At 44.5% G+C, this 18,552-nt stretch carries 15 protein-coding genes; 6 read left to right on the plus strand and 9 right to left on the minus strand.

The genetic code is table 11. The annotated features are described in order from the left end of the window. Window positions 1-20: 20 nt before the first annotated feature. From CKK33_RS01530 to mutL, 4 genes are all read right to left on the minus strand, one after another. Window positions 21-1,133 (minus strand): endonuclease/exonuclease/phosphatase family protein, encoded by a 1,113-nt coding sequence (locus tag CKK33_RS01530; protein WP_095702413.1) that lies wholly within the window; start codon window positions 1,131-1,133, stop codon window positions 21-23. A 3-nt stretch (window positions 1,134-1,136) separates the two neighbouring features. Next, entirely contained in the window at window positions 1,137-1,976 is an 840-nt protein-coding gene (locus CKK33_RS01535) for a rhomboid family intramembrane serine protease (protein ID WP_233138130.1), read from the minus strand. A gap of 66 nt (window positions 1,977-2,042) precedes the next feature. Beyond that, window positions 2,043-2,759 carry a rhomboid family intramembrane serine protease gene (locus CKK33_RS01540; RefSeq protein WP_095702415.1) on the minus strand — a complete coding sequence of 239 codons (717 nt, stop codon included), beginning with the start codon at window positions 2,757-2,759 and terminating at the stop codon, window positions 2,043-2,045. 39 nt (window positions 2,760-2,798) lie between these two features. Continuing rightward, complete coding sequence (gene mutL, locus CKK33_RS01545) at window positions 2,799-4,661, minus strand: DNA mismatch repair endonuclease MutL (RefSeq protein WP_095702416.1); 1,863 nt, start codon at window positions 4,659-4,661, stop codon at window positions 2,799-2,801. A 216-nt stretch (window positions 4,662-4,877) separates the two neighbouring features. Between mutL and CKK33_RS01550 the strand changes: the two genes are divergently transcribed. Both CKK33_RS01550 and CKK33_RS01555 read left to right on the plus strand, forming a co-directional pair. Beyond that, entirely contained in the window at window positions 4,878-6,512 is a 1,635-nt protein-coding gene (locus tag CKK33_RS01550) for an amidohydrolase (RefSeq protein ID WP_095702417.1), read from the plus strand. Then, entirely contained in the window at window positions 6,499-8,319 is a 1,821-nt protein-coding gene (locus CKK33_RS01555) for a serine hydrolase (protein WP_095702418.1), read from the plus strand. The genes CKK33_RS01550 and CKK33_RS01555 overlap by 14 nt, the downstream gene beginning before the upstream one ends. Before the next feature lie 104 nt (window positions 8,320-8,423). Here CKK33_RS01555 and serS read toward each other — a convergent pair whose 3' ends face one another. After that, window positions 8,424-9,695: a serine--tRNA ligase gene (serS, locus tag CKK33_RS01560; protein WP_095702419.1), complete on the minus strand. Its 1,272-nt coding sequence runs from the start codon at window positions 9,693-9,695 to the stop codon at window positions 8,424-8,426. 109 nt (window positions 9,696-9,804) lie between these two features. Between serS and rsmI the strand changes: the two genes are divergently transcribed. Continuing rightward, window positions 9,805-10,527, plus strand: a complete 723-nt coding sequence (gene rsmI, locus CKK33_RS01565; RefSeq protein ID WP_095705712.1) for a 16S rRNA (cytidine(1402)-2'-O)-methyltransferase — start codon at window positions 9,805-9,807, stop codon at window positions 10,525-10,527. Between the two features lie 45 nt (window positions 10,528-10,572). Here the strand turns inward: rsmI and CKK33_RS01570 are convergent, their stop codons facing one another. After that, entirely contained in the window at window positions 10,573-11,976 is a 1,404-nt protein-coding gene (locus CKK33_RS01570) for an MBL fold metallo-hydrolase RNA specificity domain-containing protein (RefSeq protein WP_095702420.1), read from the minus strand. A 130-nt stretch (window positions 11,977-12,106) separates the two neighbouring features. On the opposite strand from CKK33_RS01570, the gene CKK33_RS01575 reads away from it, so the two are divergent. Both CKK33_RS01575 and CKK33_RS01580 read left to right on the plus strand, forming a co-directional pair. Next, on the plus strand, window positions 12,107-12,475 hold the full coding sequence (locus CKK33_RS01575) for a BlaI/MecI/CopY family transcriptional regulator (RefSeq protein ID WP_095702421.1): 369 nt from the start codon (window positions 12,107-12,109) through the stop codon (window positions 12,473-12,475). Window positions 12,476-12,480: 5 nt separating this feature from the next. Continuing rightward, the gene (locus CKK33_RS01580) at window positions 12,481-14,427 is read left to right on the plus strand and encodes a M56 family metallopeptidase (RefSeq protein WP_095702422.1); all 1,947 of its coding nucleotides are present in this window, start codon (window positions 12,481-12,483) and stop codon (window positions 14,425-14,427) included. A 62-nt stretch (window positions 14,428-14,489) separates the two neighbouring features. Here the strand turns inward: CKK33_RS01580 and CKK33_RS01585 are convergent, their stop codons facing one another. From CKK33_RS01585 to CKK33_RS01590, 3 genes are all read right to left on the minus strand, one after another. Continuing rightward, window positions 14,490-15,173, minus strand: coding sequence for a PAS domain S-box protein (locus CKK33_RS01585; protein ID WP_095702423.1), 684 nt, complete (start codon window positions 15,171-15,173; stop codon window positions 14,490-14,492). Between the two features lie 32 nt (window positions 15,174-15,205). Further along, the gene (locus CKK33_RS19375) at window positions 15,206-15,361 is read right to left on the minus strand and encodes a lmo0937 family membrane protein (RefSeq protein WP_143822879.1); all 156 of its coding nucleotides are present in this window, start codon (window positions 15,359-15,361) and stop codon (window positions 15,206-15,208) included. Between the two features lie 128 nt (window positions 15,362-15,489). Then, window positions 15,490-17,286: a M61 family metallopeptidase gene (locus CKK33_RS01590; protein ID WP_095705713.1), complete on the minus strand. Its 1,797-nt coding sequence runs from the start codon at window positions 17,284-17,286 to the stop codon at window positions 15,490-15,492. 188 nt (window positions 17,287-17,474) lie between these two features. Here CKK33_RS01590 and CKK33_RS01595 point away from each other — a divergent pair, with 188 nt between their 5' ends. Next, complete coding sequence (locus CKK33_RS01595; RefSeq protein ID WP_095702424.1) at window positions 17,475-18,548, plus strand: efflux RND transporter periplasmic adaptor subunit; 1,074 nt, start codon at window positions 17,475-17,477, stop codon at window positions 18,546-18,548. The last annotated feature ends 4 nt before the right edge of the window (window positions 18,549-18,552 follow it).

Consider the following 18,552-nt stretch of genomic DNA (forward strand, 5'->3'; position numbering starts at 1 on the left):
GTGAGTTTATTTGGCCGCCATTATTTTAATGCCACAACTGTACTTAAAGGATAGTGGTCTGACAATTTTTTTTCGATAATATGATACTCTGCAATATCAAACTGAGCGCTGGCCATTACATAATCTATCTGGTAGTTGGGGAATGCGCCGTTGTAGGTACGACCTAACCCTGCTCCCTTTTCCCTGAAAGCATTTTTTAATCCCTTAGCCATTTGGTTAACCGCGAATGACGAAGGTGTATCGTTAAAGTCGCCGGATATAATGTAGGGATAAGGGCACTGTTTGGCGTGGTTTTTTATAATGAATACATGTTCGCTGCGCTTCTGGAAAGCCATTTTCAATTTCCAACCTACCCGCTTGGTAGCACCAATATCGGTTTTACCCTTTGATGATAGCTTGCCCAGATACTCATAATCCTGCGGATCGAAATTGATGGACTGAAGGTGCACACTGTATACTCTGAAAATGGTACTGTCTTTCTGCACATCAACATAAATACACTGGTTCCCGCTTTTTTTCTGCGATAACTGCACCAGGCCGTATGAGCGTATAGGAAATCTGGAAAATATAGCCATACCGATTGATTCGCTCTGGCTGGTCATGATGGGTTCAAAGTAATATTGCTGCGCCCGCATTACCCGTTTAACCGAATCTATCATATCATACTGCCCGCGTTTCTTGGTAAAAAACTCCTGTATGCCAATCACATCCGGCTGCTGTTCCTGTATAATGTTCAGGATATCATGCTTGGTAGATACATCATTCTTTTCGCCATAACGTTTAAAGTTATGCACGTTGTAGGTCATGATGCGTAACTGCTTTTGCGGTGGTGTGCTTTTTTCTCCGGGAGGAAGCCTGATGCCTACATTATTAAGCAACATGTTCCAGCCAATAGCGATACCGGCAATTGAGATAAATATGAACCATTTCCGGCGTATCAGCCAATACAGAATAAGCAGTACATTAAACAGTAATAAAAAAGGGTATGCAAGGCCAAAAAAAGCTATTGGCCAAAACTTTCTGGGGTCGGTAACAGGTGCAAGGTAACTTACCAGTAATGCCAGGCAAAGCAGATAGTTTATCCAGAGAAATAATTTATCGGCAAAAGGGAGCTTGCTGTTAGTGCGTTTCATTTATTAATGCTTGCTTAAGCTATCCAGGCTTTCTTTTTCCTGCTTGCTTAAACTATCGTAACCTGTAGCTGATATTTTATCTAAAATACGGTCTATTTCATCCTGGTGGGGCACACCTGCTGCCTTCCGGACTGAGTAATTAGTGCTTACCACTTTTAATTTAGGCTTGGGCGCAAACAGTTTACTGATACCGCCTATCCAATCGTTACCGCGTTGTAGTTGTTTGATGTAAATAAAGCCCATAAGCGCGCCACCTAAATGCGCTATTTCGCCACCGGCATTGGCACCGGCAATGCCTATAAAATCAATAACAACATAAAATACAGCAACCCATTTTAACTTCACGGGCCCTAACAGGAATAATTGTATGGTATAATTAGGCAGCAGGGTTGCCGTGGCTATAATAATGGCCATAACACTGGCAGAGGCGCCAACAATGGTTGCACTACTAGCCGCATCTACATGAGTAAAAGCGGGTATAAGGTTATAAGCCGCTACAAATAAAATCCCGCCAGCTAAACCGCCCAGCAGGTACAAGCCTATGGTGCGTTTATGGCCCAGGTATTCCTCAAATATCTGCCCCATCCAGTACAGCCAAAGCATATTGAACAGGATGTGAAAAAAACCCGCATGCATAAACATATAAGTAATGGGGGTCCAGAAACGATGCACCAGCGCCGACAATGATGCCGGAAGTACCAGGTATTGACCGGCAAAATTAAGTATAGCACTATTGCCAAAACCTCTTACCAATTGCTCTACAGTGGCCGGGACGTATATCCCCAGAAAAACAATAACATTGATGCCAATCAGCAGGCTTAACCGGCTGTGCGATCTTAACATTTTGTACTGAATGTCCTGCCAAAGGGTGCTCATAACCTACGCTTAATATATATGGTTAAACCATCGTCAATAAAAATTGTTGGGGCGTTTAACATTCCAAAGCTTGATAAGCAGAAAGCCAAACAACGCCCCGCCCAGGTGGGCAAAGTGCGCGACATTATCGCCTGAAAACCGGCCTATGCCCGAGAACAGCTCAATAGCCGTATAGCCTATAACAAAATATTTCGCTTTGATGGGTATCGGCAGAAAGATGATCATCATCTCGAGGTTAGGGTAAAGCATAGCGAAAGCTACCAGCAAACCAAATATTGACCCTGATGCACCAACCATTGGGAAATTTACCAGCGCATAAAGCTTTTGCGCGACTTCCTGACCACCGCCGTATTGAAAATAAGAAGCATCAACACCCGGATTTGGTACCGCGAAAGAACCGGTAATGGCATGTATCTGTATGGCTTGCACAGCCATGTATAAAGCGTAGCCACCTAAGCCGGTGATAAAATAATAGTTGAAAAATCTTTTAGAGCCTAATGAGTATTCCAACAGCGGCCCGAAAGAGAAAAGCGCGAACATATTAAAAAATATGTGCGTAAAACCTCCATGCATAAACATGTAGGTAATAGGCTGCCATGGCTTAAACATAGGCGACGCCGGGTAATAGGCGGCAAACAACGCCTCCATATTGATCACCTTAGCTAAAGCATACGTAGCTATAAAAAAGATAATATTTATGATGATGAGGTTTTTTACAACCGGCGTTAAATTGGCAAATGGTGATTGCATTCTTTAGTTTTTATTGTAATTATGGTTTAAGCATTGCTGCTATTTTTCAAATCGTTCGGCCAGTTCGGCCAGTGTAACCGTGCTGATAACCGGTTTGCCATTAAGGGCAAGGTTAGGCATCTGGCAGGCAAAAAGCTGGTCGACCAGTTGGTTCATCTCTTCCATTGATAGCTTGGTGCCGGCCTTCATGGCGCCGTTACGGGCCAGCGAACGGGCCAGGTTATCACGCTTATCTAACTTCAGGATAGCCAGGTTGTTTTTAAAACCTTCCAATAGCTGCTCCAGCAGTTCGTGCTCGTTGGCGTTGGTCAGGTCGGCTGGTATACCCTCAACTACTACCGTGTTACGGCCAAACTCGCGTATGTCAAAACCCAGCGCACGTATATCCGGCAATAACTCTTTCAATAACTCAAAATCGGCGCTGTTTAGTGTAACCGATTGCGGGAATAAACTTTGCTGACTTACACCCGAGTGGTTTTGCAACTGCTGCAAAAAACGCTCATATAAAATACGCTCATGCGCGGCCTGCTGGTTAATGAGCATAAAGCCTGATTTGATCTGCGACAGAATGTACCGGTTATGTACCTGGAAGAACTGCTTTTCGCTGCTCTTTGCTACATCCTGCTCATTTACAGACAAGGTAGCTTCCTCGTGCATCTGCTGTTGTACCACTTCTTCCTTTTTAGCTATCTCGTATAGGGTATCCCAGTTACGCGGGATGGCTGTACGATGATCGCTTACGTCGGTATTTCTATAAGACGCAGGTTCGCGTTCGTTCGTTTTCTTTTCTGTAACAAAAGGATTAAAATCAGGGTTAAAAGCAATGCTTGGCTGCACTATCTCCTCAAAAGGTTTTGGAGTGATGAGGTGTCCAATGCTATTCTCCTGGTCAAAATCAAGCGTTGGCGTAATGTTATATTTGCCTAACGAGCGCTTCACCGCCGAGCGGATGATAGCGTAAATGGATTTCTCGTCCTGGTACTTGATCTCCGTTTTTGTTGGATGCACGTTGATATCGATCTTAGCCGGGTCAATGTCAATGAACAATACGTACAGCGGATACGTTTCATCAGGCAATAATTCCTGAAAGGCCGTTAACACCGCATGGTTAAGGTAAGCGTCCTTTATAAAGCGGTTATTTACAAAAAAGAACTGCTCGCCTCGTGTTTTGCGTGCAAACTCCGGCTTGCCCACATAGCCATGCAGTTTAATAATGGTAGTATCTTCCTCAACCGGAACTAACCGCTGGTTATAATTATTGCCAAATAAATGTACGATGCGCTGCTTAAGCGAAGCGGCAGGCAAATGGTATACTTCCTGCCCATCATGATGCAGGGTTAAAAATATCTGCGGATTAGCCAGCGCAACACGCTGGAATTCGTCAATAATATGGCGCATCTCCACCGGGTTACTTTTTAAAAAGTTACGGCGGGCAGGTGTGTTATAAAACAGGTTTTTTATAGAGATAGAGGTCCCCGTTGGCGCGGAGCAGGCTTCCTGGCTCATCACTTCCGATCCTTCTATCAGGATACAGGTTCCCAACTCGTCCTCATGGCGGCGGGTCTTTAATTCAACCTGGGCAATGGCGGCAATTGAGGCCATTGCCTCTCCCCTGAAACCCATGGTACGGATGGCAAACAGGTCTTCGGCCTTGCGGATCTTTGAGGTAGCATGCCGCTCAAAACACATACGCGCGTCGGTCAAACTCATGCCGCAGCCGTTATCAATTACCTGTATCAGGGCCTTACCTGCATCTTTCAGTATCAATTGTATCTTATCGGCACCGGCGTCTATGGCGTTCTCTATCAACTCTTTTACCGCGGATGCAGGGCGTTGCACCACCTCACCAGCGGCAATTTGGTTGGCAACGGCATCGGGTAAAAGCTGAATTATATCTGGCATTAAAAATCTTCCCTTCTCTGTTCGGCCTCTCCCTTCCCTCTCCAATGGCGAGGGTCAAAAAGGTAAAGCCCATCTCCTTTAGAGAGGGGTTTGGGGGAGGCTTTCTTTAAACACCTTTTCAGGTGCTAAATTAATTATTTGATTGCATAACTTTACCGCAATATAGTTGTATATACTAATTGTGATCGTAATATTTACATCCGCCTGTTTATCCATATGAAGAGATTTCTCCCCGCGATACTGCTGCTGGCAGCCGCCTGCTCGCCTAAAAGGGAATACAACGCCGACCTGCTTGTAAAAAACGCTGTAGTTTATACCACAGACAGTAGTTTTACTATCGCCAACGCCTTGGTGGTTAAAGGTGGCCGGATACAAGCTGTAGGCGACCTTGACTCTCTGGACAAAAAATATTATGCCCGCGAGGTGATTGACGCGCAGGGAAAAGCTATTTATCCAGGCTTTATTGATGCGCATGCGCACTTTATGGAATATGGCCTGGGCTTACAGAATGCTAACCTGGCAGGCCTTAAAAGCTGGCAGGCTGTTTTAGATACCGTTAAAAATTACGCCGCACACAAAACCGATGGCTGGATTGTGGGCGCAGGCTGGGACCAGAACCTCTGGACAAACAAAGCTTTTCCGGATAAAGCCAAATTGGATTCGCTGTTCCCGGTACGCCCGGTTATTTTGCACAGGGTTGACGGGCACGCGGCTATTGCCAACCAGGCAGCACTAAATATTGCCGGGGTAAAGCCGGGCCAGAAAATTATTGGTGGTTCTATAGAAACCGTTAACGGTAAGCTTACGGGTATTTTGGTGGATAATGCCGTTGGTATTGTAACCCGGAAAATACCTGCCCCAACCGAGCAAATGATACAGGCAGCTCTGCTTGACGCGCAAAAGAATTGCTTTGCTGTGGGTTTAACCACCGTTGATGATTGCGGTGTACCCTATCAACTCATTAATGTGATTGCACAGTTACAGCACAAAGGCGACCTTAAAATGCGCCTATACCTGATGCTGGCCGATCAGCCCGAAAACTACGACTACTTGTTTAAACGCGGCGCTTATAAAACACCGGGCTTAAATGTACGCGCCTTTAAAGTGTATGCTGATGGTGCTTTAGGCTCACGCGGCGCTTGTTTACTAAAACCCTACGCCGACCAACCTAAATGGAACGGCTTTTTGCTGAGTCCTAAAGCGCATTTTGAAGAGGTTGCCAAAAAGATAGCCGAGCATGGCTTCCAGATGGCCACGCACGCCATTGGCGACTCTGCCAACCGGGTGATCTTAAAGATATATGCAGAGAACCTGAAAGGCAAGAACGATAAACGCTGGAGGATCGAGCACGCGCAGATCATTTCGCCGGAGGATGTTAAACTGTTTGGCGATAATAGCATCATACCATCCGTACAGCCTACCCATGCCACGTCTGATATGGCATGGGCCATTAAGCGGTTAGGTGCCGACCGGCTTAAAACGGCTTACGCGTACAAAAACCTGCTTAAGCAAAACGGATGGATACCCCTGGGTACTGATTTCCCGGTTGAAAACATTAACCCTATGTACACGTTTTATGCAGCTGTTGAACGTAAAGATCTAAAAGGACAACCAGCAAGCGGATTCCAGATGGAAAACGCGCTTATCCGGCAGGAAGCCCTGCGTGGTATGACCATTTGGGCTGCAAAGGCAAATTTTGAAGAGAAGGAAAAAGGCAGTATTGAGCCGGGCAAATTTGCCGATTTCGTGATCCTTGATCAGGATATCATGAAGGCAAAAGGCAGCGAACTGCCAAAAGTTAAAGTGTTAAAAACGTTTGTAAATGGTGTTAAGGTTTATGAGAAGAAATAAGCGCGGTTTATGTTTAACCGCACTGTTTGGGTTGATTTTGGTTCATTCGGCTTGTGCGCAGCCACAGCCCTATACAGGTAAAGCTTATGTGCAGGAGGAAAAACAGGCAGAACAGGCTACGGTATTGCTTAATAACGAAAAGAATGTTGTGCCGCTACACAACCTGGATAATAACAGGGTAGCCAGCATACATTTTTCAAGTGCTTACGCGATTGGTTTTGACAGCCTATTGAACAAATATGCCAAAGTTGATGTAATTAACGGCAACGATTACATGGGCGCAAAGCCCCTGGATATGCTGGTGCAGGATACCAAATTTTACCACACCCTCATCCTACAGCTTACTGATGCTGAACTTGCTAACCCACAGATCATTCAGTTCATTAAAAATAACCAGAAGATAAAGGATGTGGTGGTTGCTTTTATGGGTAACAGCTCATCATTGGTACAACTGAATGATGTTACCGCGCCGGTGATCTGGTCGGCAAGGGTTTCGCCGGTTTCCGCTCTGTTTAGCGCGCAGGCCATATTTGGTGGGGTTGCTATTACGCAACGCCTAACCAAAAGCTATTCGCCTAAATATACGGCTAATACCGGATTTCTGACCTCAAAGGTACGCCTGCAATACACCGTGCCTGAGGATGCGGGCATTAATTCAGACAACCTCAATAGCGCGATAGATGCCATTGCCCGTGAGGCCATTGTACAGCGCGCAACCCCGGGCTGCGTAGTGTTGGTTGCCAAAGATGGCAAAGTAATATTCAATAAAGCTTACGGCAACCATGTGTATGATAACACTACACCTGATAAGATAACCGATATTTTTGACCTGGCATCCATGACCAAGATATCGGCTACTACGATGGAGGCTATGCAATTGTATGACCAGGGCAAGCTTAACCTGGATTCAACCATTGGCACCTATATGCCTATTGCCCGCAACACCAACAAAAAAACGTTAACTGTACGCGAAATACTGGAACACCAGGCAGGGCTGATACCTGACATACAAACTTTTGAAGTAATAAAGCCATCAGACCATTCGGCTGATTCATCTGCGGCATTCCCTACCAAAGTAAATGAGGGTTATTACCTGCGTAAAGATTATTTTGATGATGTGATGCTGCCCGCCATGCTGCGTTCAGCGGTTAAAACACGCGGGCAATACGTATACAGCGATGTAGGATTGATATTTACACAACAAATAGTAGAAACTATTACCGCAACTCCGCTTAATGTTTTTGTGCAACAAAAGTTCTACAACCCGCTGGGGATGCAAACAGCAGGCTTTTTGCCTTTAATGCGCTTCCCGGCCAATCGCATACCACCCACCGAAGACGACCGTAAAGACCGTAGAGCCCTATTGGATGGCTATGTACATGACCCTACTGCCGCACTTATGGGCGGTGTTGCGGGGCACGCCGGTTTATTTGCCAGTGCAAATGATGTAGCTATACTTTACCAGATGATGCTTAACCGTGGCACCTATGGCGGCGTACAGTATATTAAGCCCGAAACCGTTGACCTGTGGACCTCAAAACAATCTGCTGTTAGTCGCCGAGGCATAGGCTTTGACCGCTGGGACCCTATCGCCGACAGGCACTATCCTTCAAAACTGGCATCGGACCAAACCTACGGGCATACCGGGTTTACCGGTACCTGTGTTTGGGTTGATCCTAAATATAACCTGGTTTATGTTTTCCTATCTAACCGGGTATACCCTAACGTAAGCAATAAATTAGGCAGCCTCAATATACGACCACGCATACAGGACGCCGTTTATGAAGCGATACAGAAAGGGCTGTAAAAACCTAAAAAAACAAATGCCTGAATTTTATTCAGGCATTTGTTTTAAACATCTCAACCAGCACTCAAACTGTCTGGCTATTATATTCTGGATTTTTATTCCATTTAGTCGATCCACTCAAACTTGGTGTAAGGCACCAGCACCTCAGGTATTTTAATACCTTTTTCGGTTTGGTTGTTCTCCAGCAGGGTTGCCACAATACGCGGCAAAGCTAAAGCGCTGCCGTTAAGCGTGTGCGCTAATTGGGTTTTACCTTCCGCATTGCGGAAACGCAGTTTTAAGCGGTTAGCCTGGTAGGTCTCAAAGTTTGATACGGATGATACCTCTAACCAGCGTTGTTGCGCAGCGCTCCAGGTTTCCATATCGTAGGTTAAAGCGCTTGTGAAACCCATATCGCCACCGCAAAGGCGTAACACGCGATAGGGTAAACCAAGCTTTTGCAGCAGGCTTTGCACATGTACGCTCATATCTTCCAGCACTTCGTATGATTTATCAGGTTGTACTATTTGTACAATTTCCACTTTATCAAACTGATGCAGGCGGTTCAAACCACGTACATGCGCACCATAAGAACCCGCCTCGCGGCGGAAGCATGGCGTATGACCACAGTTTTTTACCGGCAGCTCTTCACCTTTTAAAATTACATCACGGTAAAGGTTGGTGATTGGCACTTCGGCAGTAGGGATAAGGTAAAGCCCATCCTCGTTCACAAAGTACATCTGGCCCTCTTTATCCGGCAACTGCCCTGTGCCAAAGCCTGAAGCTTCGTTCACCACCAAGGGTACGCCAACTTCACTGTAACCCGCTTTTTCGGCCTCATCAATAAAGAAATTGATTAGCGCGCGTTGCAGTTTAGCGCCTTTGTTTTTATATACAGGGAAACCTGCACCGGTTATTTTAACACCCAATTCAAAATCTATCAGGTTATATTTAGCAGCCAGTTCCCAGTGAGGTAGAGCATTGGCAGGCAATTCGGGCTTAACACCGTTCTCTAAAACAATCTCGTTATCATCAGCAGAAACACCTTTAGGTACAGAGGTATGCGGCAGGTTAGGTAACAGTACCAGTTTCTCCTGCAATTCGGTTTCAAAGGCAGTTAACTGCTCGCCCAGTTGTTTGATCTCTTCTTTCCACTTACCGGTGTTGGCTTTAATGGCTTCGGCCTCATCCTTTTTGCCATTGCGCATCAGTTCGCCAATTTGTTTGGCCGCCGCGTTAGCCTGGGATGATACGTTATCCGATTGGTTTTGCGCCTGGCGACGTTTCTCATCCAAAGCTATTATCTCATCAACCAATTGGGGCTGCTTAAAATTTTTGACAGCCAAACGTTCTAAAACTTTATCCCTGTTCTCGCGGATATAACTAACTTGCAACATCATTTTAAGATTAAAAGGCAAATATAACAGTTTGCAGTTTGGAGCAGGCAGTTTGCAATTTTTTTGTAAGCGCTTTATGCAAACTGCAAACCGGCAACTGCAAACTACAATGAGCGGAAAACTTTACTTAGTGCCTACTCCTATCGGCAACCTGGAGGACATGACCTTTAGGGCTATACGCATATTAAAAGAGGCCGATCTGATACTGGCTGAAGATACGCGTACATCGTCACCCATGCTGAAGCATTTTGATATCCAAAATAAAGTTTTTGCGCACCATCAGCATAACGAGCACCAGGCCAGCAACGAGATCATTAAGTTTTTGCTGCAAGGGCAAAATATAGCGCTGATATCTGATGCGGGCACGCCTGCCATATCCGATCCGGGATTTTTCCTGGTGCGCGAGGCTTTAAAGTTTAACATCGACATAGAATGCCTGCCCGGCGCAACGGCCTTTGTACCGGCTTTGGTAAACTCCGGCTTCCCTACAGATAAGTTTTGCTTTGAGGGTTTTTTGCCACTTAAGAAAGGGCGCCAAACCCGTTATAAGTTCCTGGCGCAGGAAGAACGGACGATCATTCTTTACGAATCTCCGCACCGTTTATTAAAAACGCTTGAGGAAATGGCTACTTATTTTGGTGCCAGCCGCCAGCTTTCCGTTTCACGCGAGCTGACCAAAATGTTCGAAGAAACCGTACGCGGTACCGTAGCCGAAGTAAAGCAGCATTTTGAAACCCATCCTGTAAAAGGTGAGTTTGTGATATGCGTAGCCGGTGCCGAAGAAGCGGACAACAAGAAGAAAAAAAAGTATAACAACGATGACGAAGAATAGCATTTACGCTGCTATTGATACTGCCATCTTCGCCTAAATAATTAATTATTCCAGTACGACTTTCTGGTGTTGATAAGGTATTTCAATATTTTTGAAACCCTTTTCTTTGAGTTTAGCCTCAAAATGCTGCTGAACTTCGTACTCGCCATGTACCAGGAAAACCTTTTTTACTTTTGCCGGATCCTGGCATGCCAGGAAATGAAGCAGGTCTTCATAATCGCCATGGGCGCTCATACTTTTTATTGACCGTACCTCGGCGTTCACCTGATAGGGTTCGCCAAATATATGTACCTCTTTCTCGCCCCGAGCCAAACGCCCTCCCAATGAACCCGGCTCGGCGTAGCCCACCATTAAAATGGTGTTCTTTTTGTTATTAATATTATTCTTGATATGGTGCTTAACCCGTCCTGCTTCGGCCATACCTGAAGAGGATATGATAACGCACGGACGAGCATCATCATTTAGCGCAATGGATTCGGCTGTTGACTCTATGAATTTTAAGCCTTTAAAACCGAAAGGATCGGCATCTACCTGTAATACTTTTTGTACATTTTTATTGTATTCTTCCGGGTGGTCCTTTAAAACCTTTGTAGCCTGCTCAGATAATGGGCTATCCACATAATAAGGAACATCAGGCAGATCGCCCCGAAGTTCAAGAGAGTTAAGCGCGTAAAGCAGTTCCTGCGTACGCCCCACACTAAATGCAGGGATAATGACTTTTCCTCCTTTGCGCTCACAGGTTTCTTTGATCACTTCCAGCAAGGCATCTTCAATAGGACCAATATCCTTATGCAGACTATCGCCGTAGGTTGATTCTAACAAGATATAATCGGCTTGCTCAAATGTCTGGGGGCTTTTTAATATAAGATCGCCGTAGCGGCCAACATCGCCGCTAAAAGTAATGTGTGTTTCCTTCGCGTCCTCAAATACTGTAATATGTACCGCCGCGCTGCCCAGTATATGCCCGGCATCGGTAAACTTAAAGCGCAAGCGCTGGCTAATGGCATATTCCTGGTGATAATCTACAATCTTAAAAAGGCGCATGGCGGCGATGGCATCGTCCTCGTTATACAAAGCTTCCAATAAAGGTTGCCCATGCTTAGCCCGTTGCTTGTTAGTATATTCAACATCCTGCATCTGTATCCTCGCCGAATCCATCATCAGTATACGGGCGAGGTCCATGGTGGCTGATGTACAGAATATAGTTCCTTCAAATCCCTCCTTAACCAAGCGCGGGATAAGACCGCAATGGTCAATATGCGCATGAGAGAGTATCAGATAGTCAATCTTTTTAGGGTTAAAGCCAAAATGCTCGTTCATGCCGTCAGTCTGTTCGCCCAGCCCCTGGAACATGCCGCAATCCAGCAAAACTGTTGTACCATCGTTTAAACGTAATAAATGCTTACTGCCGGTTACATTACGGGCGGCGCCGTGAAAAGTAATTTCCATTTATAATTGAGTTATAGACACAACCAAAATTTGTAAATAAAGTTTATTATCTGAAATAACTAAAAAATTAGTTGCAAATGTAAAACACAATATATACCTTAGTAAAACTAATTTATTAGTTACGTAACATATGGAAATTAAAGAACTTACACGCGCGGAAGAACAAATTATGCAGGTATTGTGGCAGTTGGAAAAAGGTTTTGTAAAAGATGTGCTTGACGTTTTACCAGAGCCTAAACCGGCTTACAATACGGTATCAACCATTATCCGCATTTTAGAAACCAAAGGGTTTGTTAGCCATAATGCTTATGGCAAAAGCCATGAATATTACCCTATTGTTAGTAAAGACCAGTACAAGGATTTTGCTGCTGAAAAACTCTTGAGCGGCTATTTTGATAATTCGGTAAACGGTATACTCTCCTTTTTTGTGAAGAAGGAAAAGATAAACCTTAAAGAGGCCGATGAAATTATGAAACTGATTGAGAAACTAAAAGATTAACCGTTATGAGCTGGTGGCAATATTTGGTGCTGGTAAATATTTACCTGTGTTTGTTTTACGCGTTTTACAGGATGCTACTGCAGCGCGAAACCTTTTTTCAGCTTAACCGCCTATATCTGGTGGGCACAGCCATCCTATCTTTCTTTATTCCATTGATGCAGAGCGAATGGATAAAGGAGCTTTTTATAACAAGGCAAGTGCAGCACACTATCTACGGCAGTAGCGCCCTTACTATTGTTAATATTGCGCCCATTAACAATAACCCGGTAACATTTGGCCAGGTTTTATCTATCATTTACGTTGCAGGTGTAATTATACTGTTCGCCAAATTATGTTTACAGCTAATTATGCTAAAGAAGATCATTAAGGACCCTTCACCCGAAGTAGCTTATTCTTTCTTTAATAAAATAAAAGTTGATAAAGGCATTGATGGTGAAGACGTAATACAACACCACGAACAGGTACATGCCCGGCAGTTCCATACGGCAGATATACTGATCATTGAGGCGGTAATGATCATCAATTGGTTTAACCCGGTTGTTTACCTGTACCGCTACGCCATTAAACATGTACATGAGTTTATTGCCGACAAGCACACGCTTGAGGCAGGAACAAACAAAGCGGATTACGCCATGCTGTTGCTCAACCAAACATTTAACGCGCCGGCTCATCGCCTGGTAAACCCATTTTTTAACCATAGCCTATTAAAACAACGAATTATGATGCTACAGAAAAACAAGTCGCAACGTATTAAGCTCATTAAATATGGCTTATCTGCACCATTATTTGTGTTAATGCTGGTATTATCTTCGGCTACTATCAGTAACAGCAATACGGTAAAAAACATCAACCGTAAAGCTGGGGATGTATTAGCAAGCCCGGCAAAAGAGGTAATAAGCGGGCAATACCAATCATCCAAAAATGAAAACACTGAAGGCAATGCACAAATGGTGATTGACACAGTACCTAAGAAACAAAAATTCACCGTTACGGTAGCCCCGAGCTTCCCGGGCGGAGAAGCAGCATTTGCACGCTTCCTTGCATCTAATATCAAATATCCTGTTGCAGCAAAAAACAATAAGGTACAGGGCCGATCGCTGATCGCTTTTACGATAGGTACCGATGGCTCACTGAGCAATTTTAAAGTGGCCAAGGGCATAGGCGGCGGAGCCGATGAAGAAGCGATCCGGGTGATAAAAATGTCGCCTAAATGGGCTCCCGCTACGGTAAATGGCCAACCAGTGAAGACAAGTTATGTAGTACCGGTTAATTTTTCATTAGACGGAAGTGTGACCAGTGTAACTAATAAACCCGATGGCGCTGATTTAAAAGAGGGTGAGGAATTGTTTACGGAAGTGGAGCAATCGCCATCGTTCCCTGGTGGCGTAGAGGCTTTTGGTAGTTTTTTAGCTAAGAACATCAGATACCCAAAAGAAGCAAAAGAGAATAATATCCAGGGCCGTGTTATTGCCACATTTATAGTAGAGCAAGACGGTTCGCTTTCGAATATCAGGATTGTTAGGGGCATTGGTGCCGGAGCCGATGAAGAAGCTGTGCGTGTACTGGCTATTTCTCCAAAATGGATAGCCGGTGTGCAAAACGGGCATAAGGTACGTGTGCAGTACACTGTCCCTATCAATTTTGCACTTGCCGATGAAGACAACGGAAAGGAAAAGAAGATTGGTCTTAGAAAGTACCCTTCACAATCAAGCTCTGTACTTTATAAAGACACTATAGCAAATGGTGCACCTTTGAAACTGAGAGGCTTTAATAATCCACCACTTTATTTGGTGGACGGCAAAGTTGTGAAAGACATTCAACATGTCGACCCCAACACTATTCAATCCATGACTGTTTCAAAGGATAGATCAGCTATACTTAAATATGGAAGCGATGGTGTAAACGGAGTCGTAGAAATTACAACCAAAGCCAAGGCAAAAGCAGTGAAATAAAATCAGTTAATTTAAACCATATCCAAACCGGGCCGGGAGTGTAAAAGCATCCGGCCTTTTATTTATAAAGGGGCTCCCTGGGCCACAGCTTCCTGCTGCTCGCGCATGTTACGGATAATTTTGGTGTAGCCACGGTGCTGTTCATAATCATCATACAACGGGAACATCAGCCCTGTTCCCCAAAATCGGGAACGGTCCTTACGCACATGATAGCGTTCATCAATGGCCCTGCCATCTGTTTGGGCGGTTTCCATCTCTACCCCGGGTGAGCCTTTGGCTATATCTTCGGGTGTAAAAAATATTTCGGCGCTGCAACCTATTACTTCGTTCGCCGCATATCCCATCAGTTTTTCAGCGCCTTTATTCCAGCTATTAATATCACCGTTTTTATCGGTAGTAACCACTGCGTAATCGTCCAGGCTATCCAGCACCAGGTGAAAAAAGTCTTCACTCATCCTAAAATAGCTGTCTTCAAATATATCATCACCCGTAACACCGGGATTATTGATATGGTAATCAATCTCCACACTTACGCCTTCAATACCGCATGCCATTTGCATAGGTTCGCGCGTAATGCGATAGAATGTTTCAAACCCCTCAGGCAACTGTTCTAACCTTGGCTTAGTGCGTACCGGCTTAAATAAAATACTTTCCTGGTCGTCGGCAGATCTCTCGCTAACTAATACGTAATTATATCCCTTTTCGATCAAATCGCCCAGTAATTGCGGTGTTAACGGTATTCTCATGATTGCTCTGCGTCTAAAAAAAGAATAATAATTTATACAGCAGTAGGCCTGCGAATGATCTTTAACAGGAAAATGATAAGGGCTATTACCAATAATATATGAATAATGCTACCAATAGCGGTAAAGAAAAAACCTATAGCCCAGCAAATAACCAGGATAACGGCAATGGTGTATAATAATGAGTTCATTTGGTTATTATAATTTAGTTAACGTTATAATAACCCAACCATAGCAAATGTTTTACCAAAGCCGCATAAACGAAAATCCCTTTGCTTAATTAAGCAAAGGGATTTTTGTCAAATACTGTATTAAGCAATTACAAATGCAGCCATTTCTTACGCACATCCAGTTGTTTAGCGTTGGCATCTGGTAGTTCGGTGATGCTGTATTTAACCGCGTCGTTACGTTTTAAGGTTACCGGTATAATTATCCGTTGGCCATCGCGGGTTACGGTAACATTTACCTTGTCTCCTATTTTTTTTCCTTTAAGTATGCTGCCCATTTCGGTAACAGGGGTATCGTCAATAGCGGTTAATTCGTCGTTAACGTTAAGGCCGTCAACCCAACCTGCACCACCGCGTAATACGGTAGTAATTATTTTACGCGAGTTGGTAAATACGCCTAATGATGGTTCGTTGTTATCGGCAAATTCATCCGTTAGCTTATAACCGGCATAATTAAGGTATTTGTTATAGTCGATAGGTGCCAGGCCGTTGATGTACTTAGCATAAAAATCGTCCAGCTTTTCGCCTGCGAATTTCTCAAATCCGGCTTTAAATTCAGCGTCGGTGTACCCGCGTTTTTTACCTTTATAATAGGTATCGTACATGTACTTCATCACATCATTAAGCGAATACTTAGTGTTGCTGTTGTTAATGATCTCCAGATCAAGCAACATACCTACTATGGCACCTTTGTCATAATATGAGATACCGGTATTGTATGAGTTCTCATTAGGGCGATAGCCTTTTATCCAGGCATCAAAGCTCGACTCGGCCAATGGCTGCACCTTCGTACCCGGCTGGTTCTCTACGGTATTGATGTCGCCTGCCATATCATTCAAATAATCCTGCGGGCTGGATATACCGGCATAGCGCAATATCATATTTTGGTAGTAAGCCGTGAAACCCTCGGCGATCCACAGGTTGGTGGTGTAGTTTTCGTTATCATAATCAAACGGGCCTAATGCTATAGGGCGCAGGCGTTTAACGTTCCACAAGTGGAAGTGCTCATGCGCCACCAGGCTCAGGAAACCGCGGTAACCACCGGGAGTACCATATTGGTCGCGAGAGGCACCTAAAACTGTTGAGCTTAAATGCTCAAGACCACCACCATTGCGCTGTTTATTATGTACTATAAATGTATAGTGTTTGTTAGGGTTTTCACCGAAAACGTTCACCTCGGCACGGATCACTTTAGCCATATCCACCTTTAGGCGTTCTTTATCATAATTGCCGCCACCGTACATAGCCACCTCGTAATGCGTACCATCAACATCAAAGTCAAAAACATCCTGGGTACCAATTTCCAGCGGCGAATCATACAAGATATCATAGTTTGGCGCGGTGCGGGTGAAAACATCCCCGTTTACCATTTCCAAACTCGTTGATACCTTATTCCAGTCTTTATATGGTTTAATGTGCACGGTTGAAGGTTGGCTGATCATCCCTTTAGGATACAAGAATATGCCTGTGCTGGAAAGGAAAGCGTGCGAAGCATCAATAAAACTGGTACGTACCGATAGTTCAAAGGCATATACTTTATATTTTACAGTAACCGAGCTTACGCCTGTCATATTCATCTTCCAGGTATTTTTATTGATCTTGGTTACAGGCAGCTCCTTGCCGCGGGTGTTGGCACTTAACGATTCAATGTTTTTAGCGAACTCCCTTACCAGGTATGATCCTGGTGCCCAAACGGGCATTTTCACTTCCAGCGTTGGCTGGGCCAGGCCGGTAATATTCATTTCTACTTCTGCATAGTGCGCCTGGGCTTCGGGAAAGCTAACCGTATAGGATATTTTAGCGGGAACGGCAGGTGGTGTTGCTGCAAAGGCAGGGGTGATCATAATGGTTATTAAATAAGCTAATGCTGATGAGTACAATTTTTTCATGCTGCAAGTTAAAAAATTAATATTCCTAAAAAGATAGGTCAAAAACAGTTGAGGTGTAAAATGGTTGATACATGCAAGCTTTTTGATAATGAAGGCTTTATTATTGCACCGTTTTGGCCGGCACGCTATTTCAAGTGCTATAAACATAGTTAAAGTTAAGTATTGCAGCAACCGTATTGCTCTTAAAGATGAAAACACGTTATGTAATTTATACCGTTTTGGCGCTGGTGTTAGCTTATTTGTTGTACAACAAATTCTTTAGTAAGGGCGCTAAGGAAAAACAGGTAGCCACTGCCGGTAAAGGCAAGCGCAAGAACGGCCCGGTGCCGGTTAACCTGATGATTGTGAAAGACACCACCGTTACCGACCAGATTGATATTACCGGAACCATTGACGCTAACGAAAAAGTAAACCTCGTAAGCCAAACCGCCGGTAGCGTAACCGGTATTTATTTTAACGAGGGGCAACATGTAAGCAAAGGGCAGCTGTTAGTTAAAGTATATAACCAGGACCTTGAAGCTTCTCTTAAACAAGTAGAGGCGCAAATGGCGCTGGCACGTGATATTAACCGCCGTAACGAAATACTGGTGCAGAAAGAAGCCATCAGCAAGGAAGAATACGAAACTTCACAATCTTCTTACAACGCTTACAAGGCGCAGGCCGCGGCGGTACGTGCGCAAATTGGCCGCACTGAGATACGCGCGCCGTTTTCGGGCGTAATTGGTTTAAGAAGCATTAGCCCGGGTGGTTATTTATCACCTACCGCGCCTATAGCCACCTTGGTAAACATCGACCCGGCCAAAGTTACCTTCTCTGTGCCTGAGCGGTACCTGGGCCTGATCAAAGCCGGTAGCAAGATCAATTTTAATATTGAAAGTTCACAGCAAAATTTCTCTGCAACGGTTTATGCGATTGAACCAGCGCTGGATGCTACTTCGCGCACTATTACGGTACGCGCCAAAGCGCCTAATGCTAATAACTTATTAAGGGCCGGTTCTTTTGCCAAGATCAACCTGACGCTTGACCAGATACCGAAAACCATTATGATACCTACAGAAGCGGTAATACCCGATCTGAAAAGCAGTAAGGTATATGTATACCACAACGGCGTAGCCCTGTCTAAAAACGTAAAAACCGATTTGCGTACTGATACCAGGATACAAATTGTTGACGGCCTTAAACAAGGCGACAGCGTAGTGGTTTCGGGGTTGATACAGATACGACCTAAAGCGCCATTGAAAATTCTAAAAGTGATTAAATAAGCAC

This window comes from Mucilaginibacter sp. MD40 (genome assembly GCF_002288635.1).
GTDB lineage: Bacteria > Bacteroidota > Bacteroidia > Sphingobacteriales > Sphingobacteriaceae > Mucilaginibacter.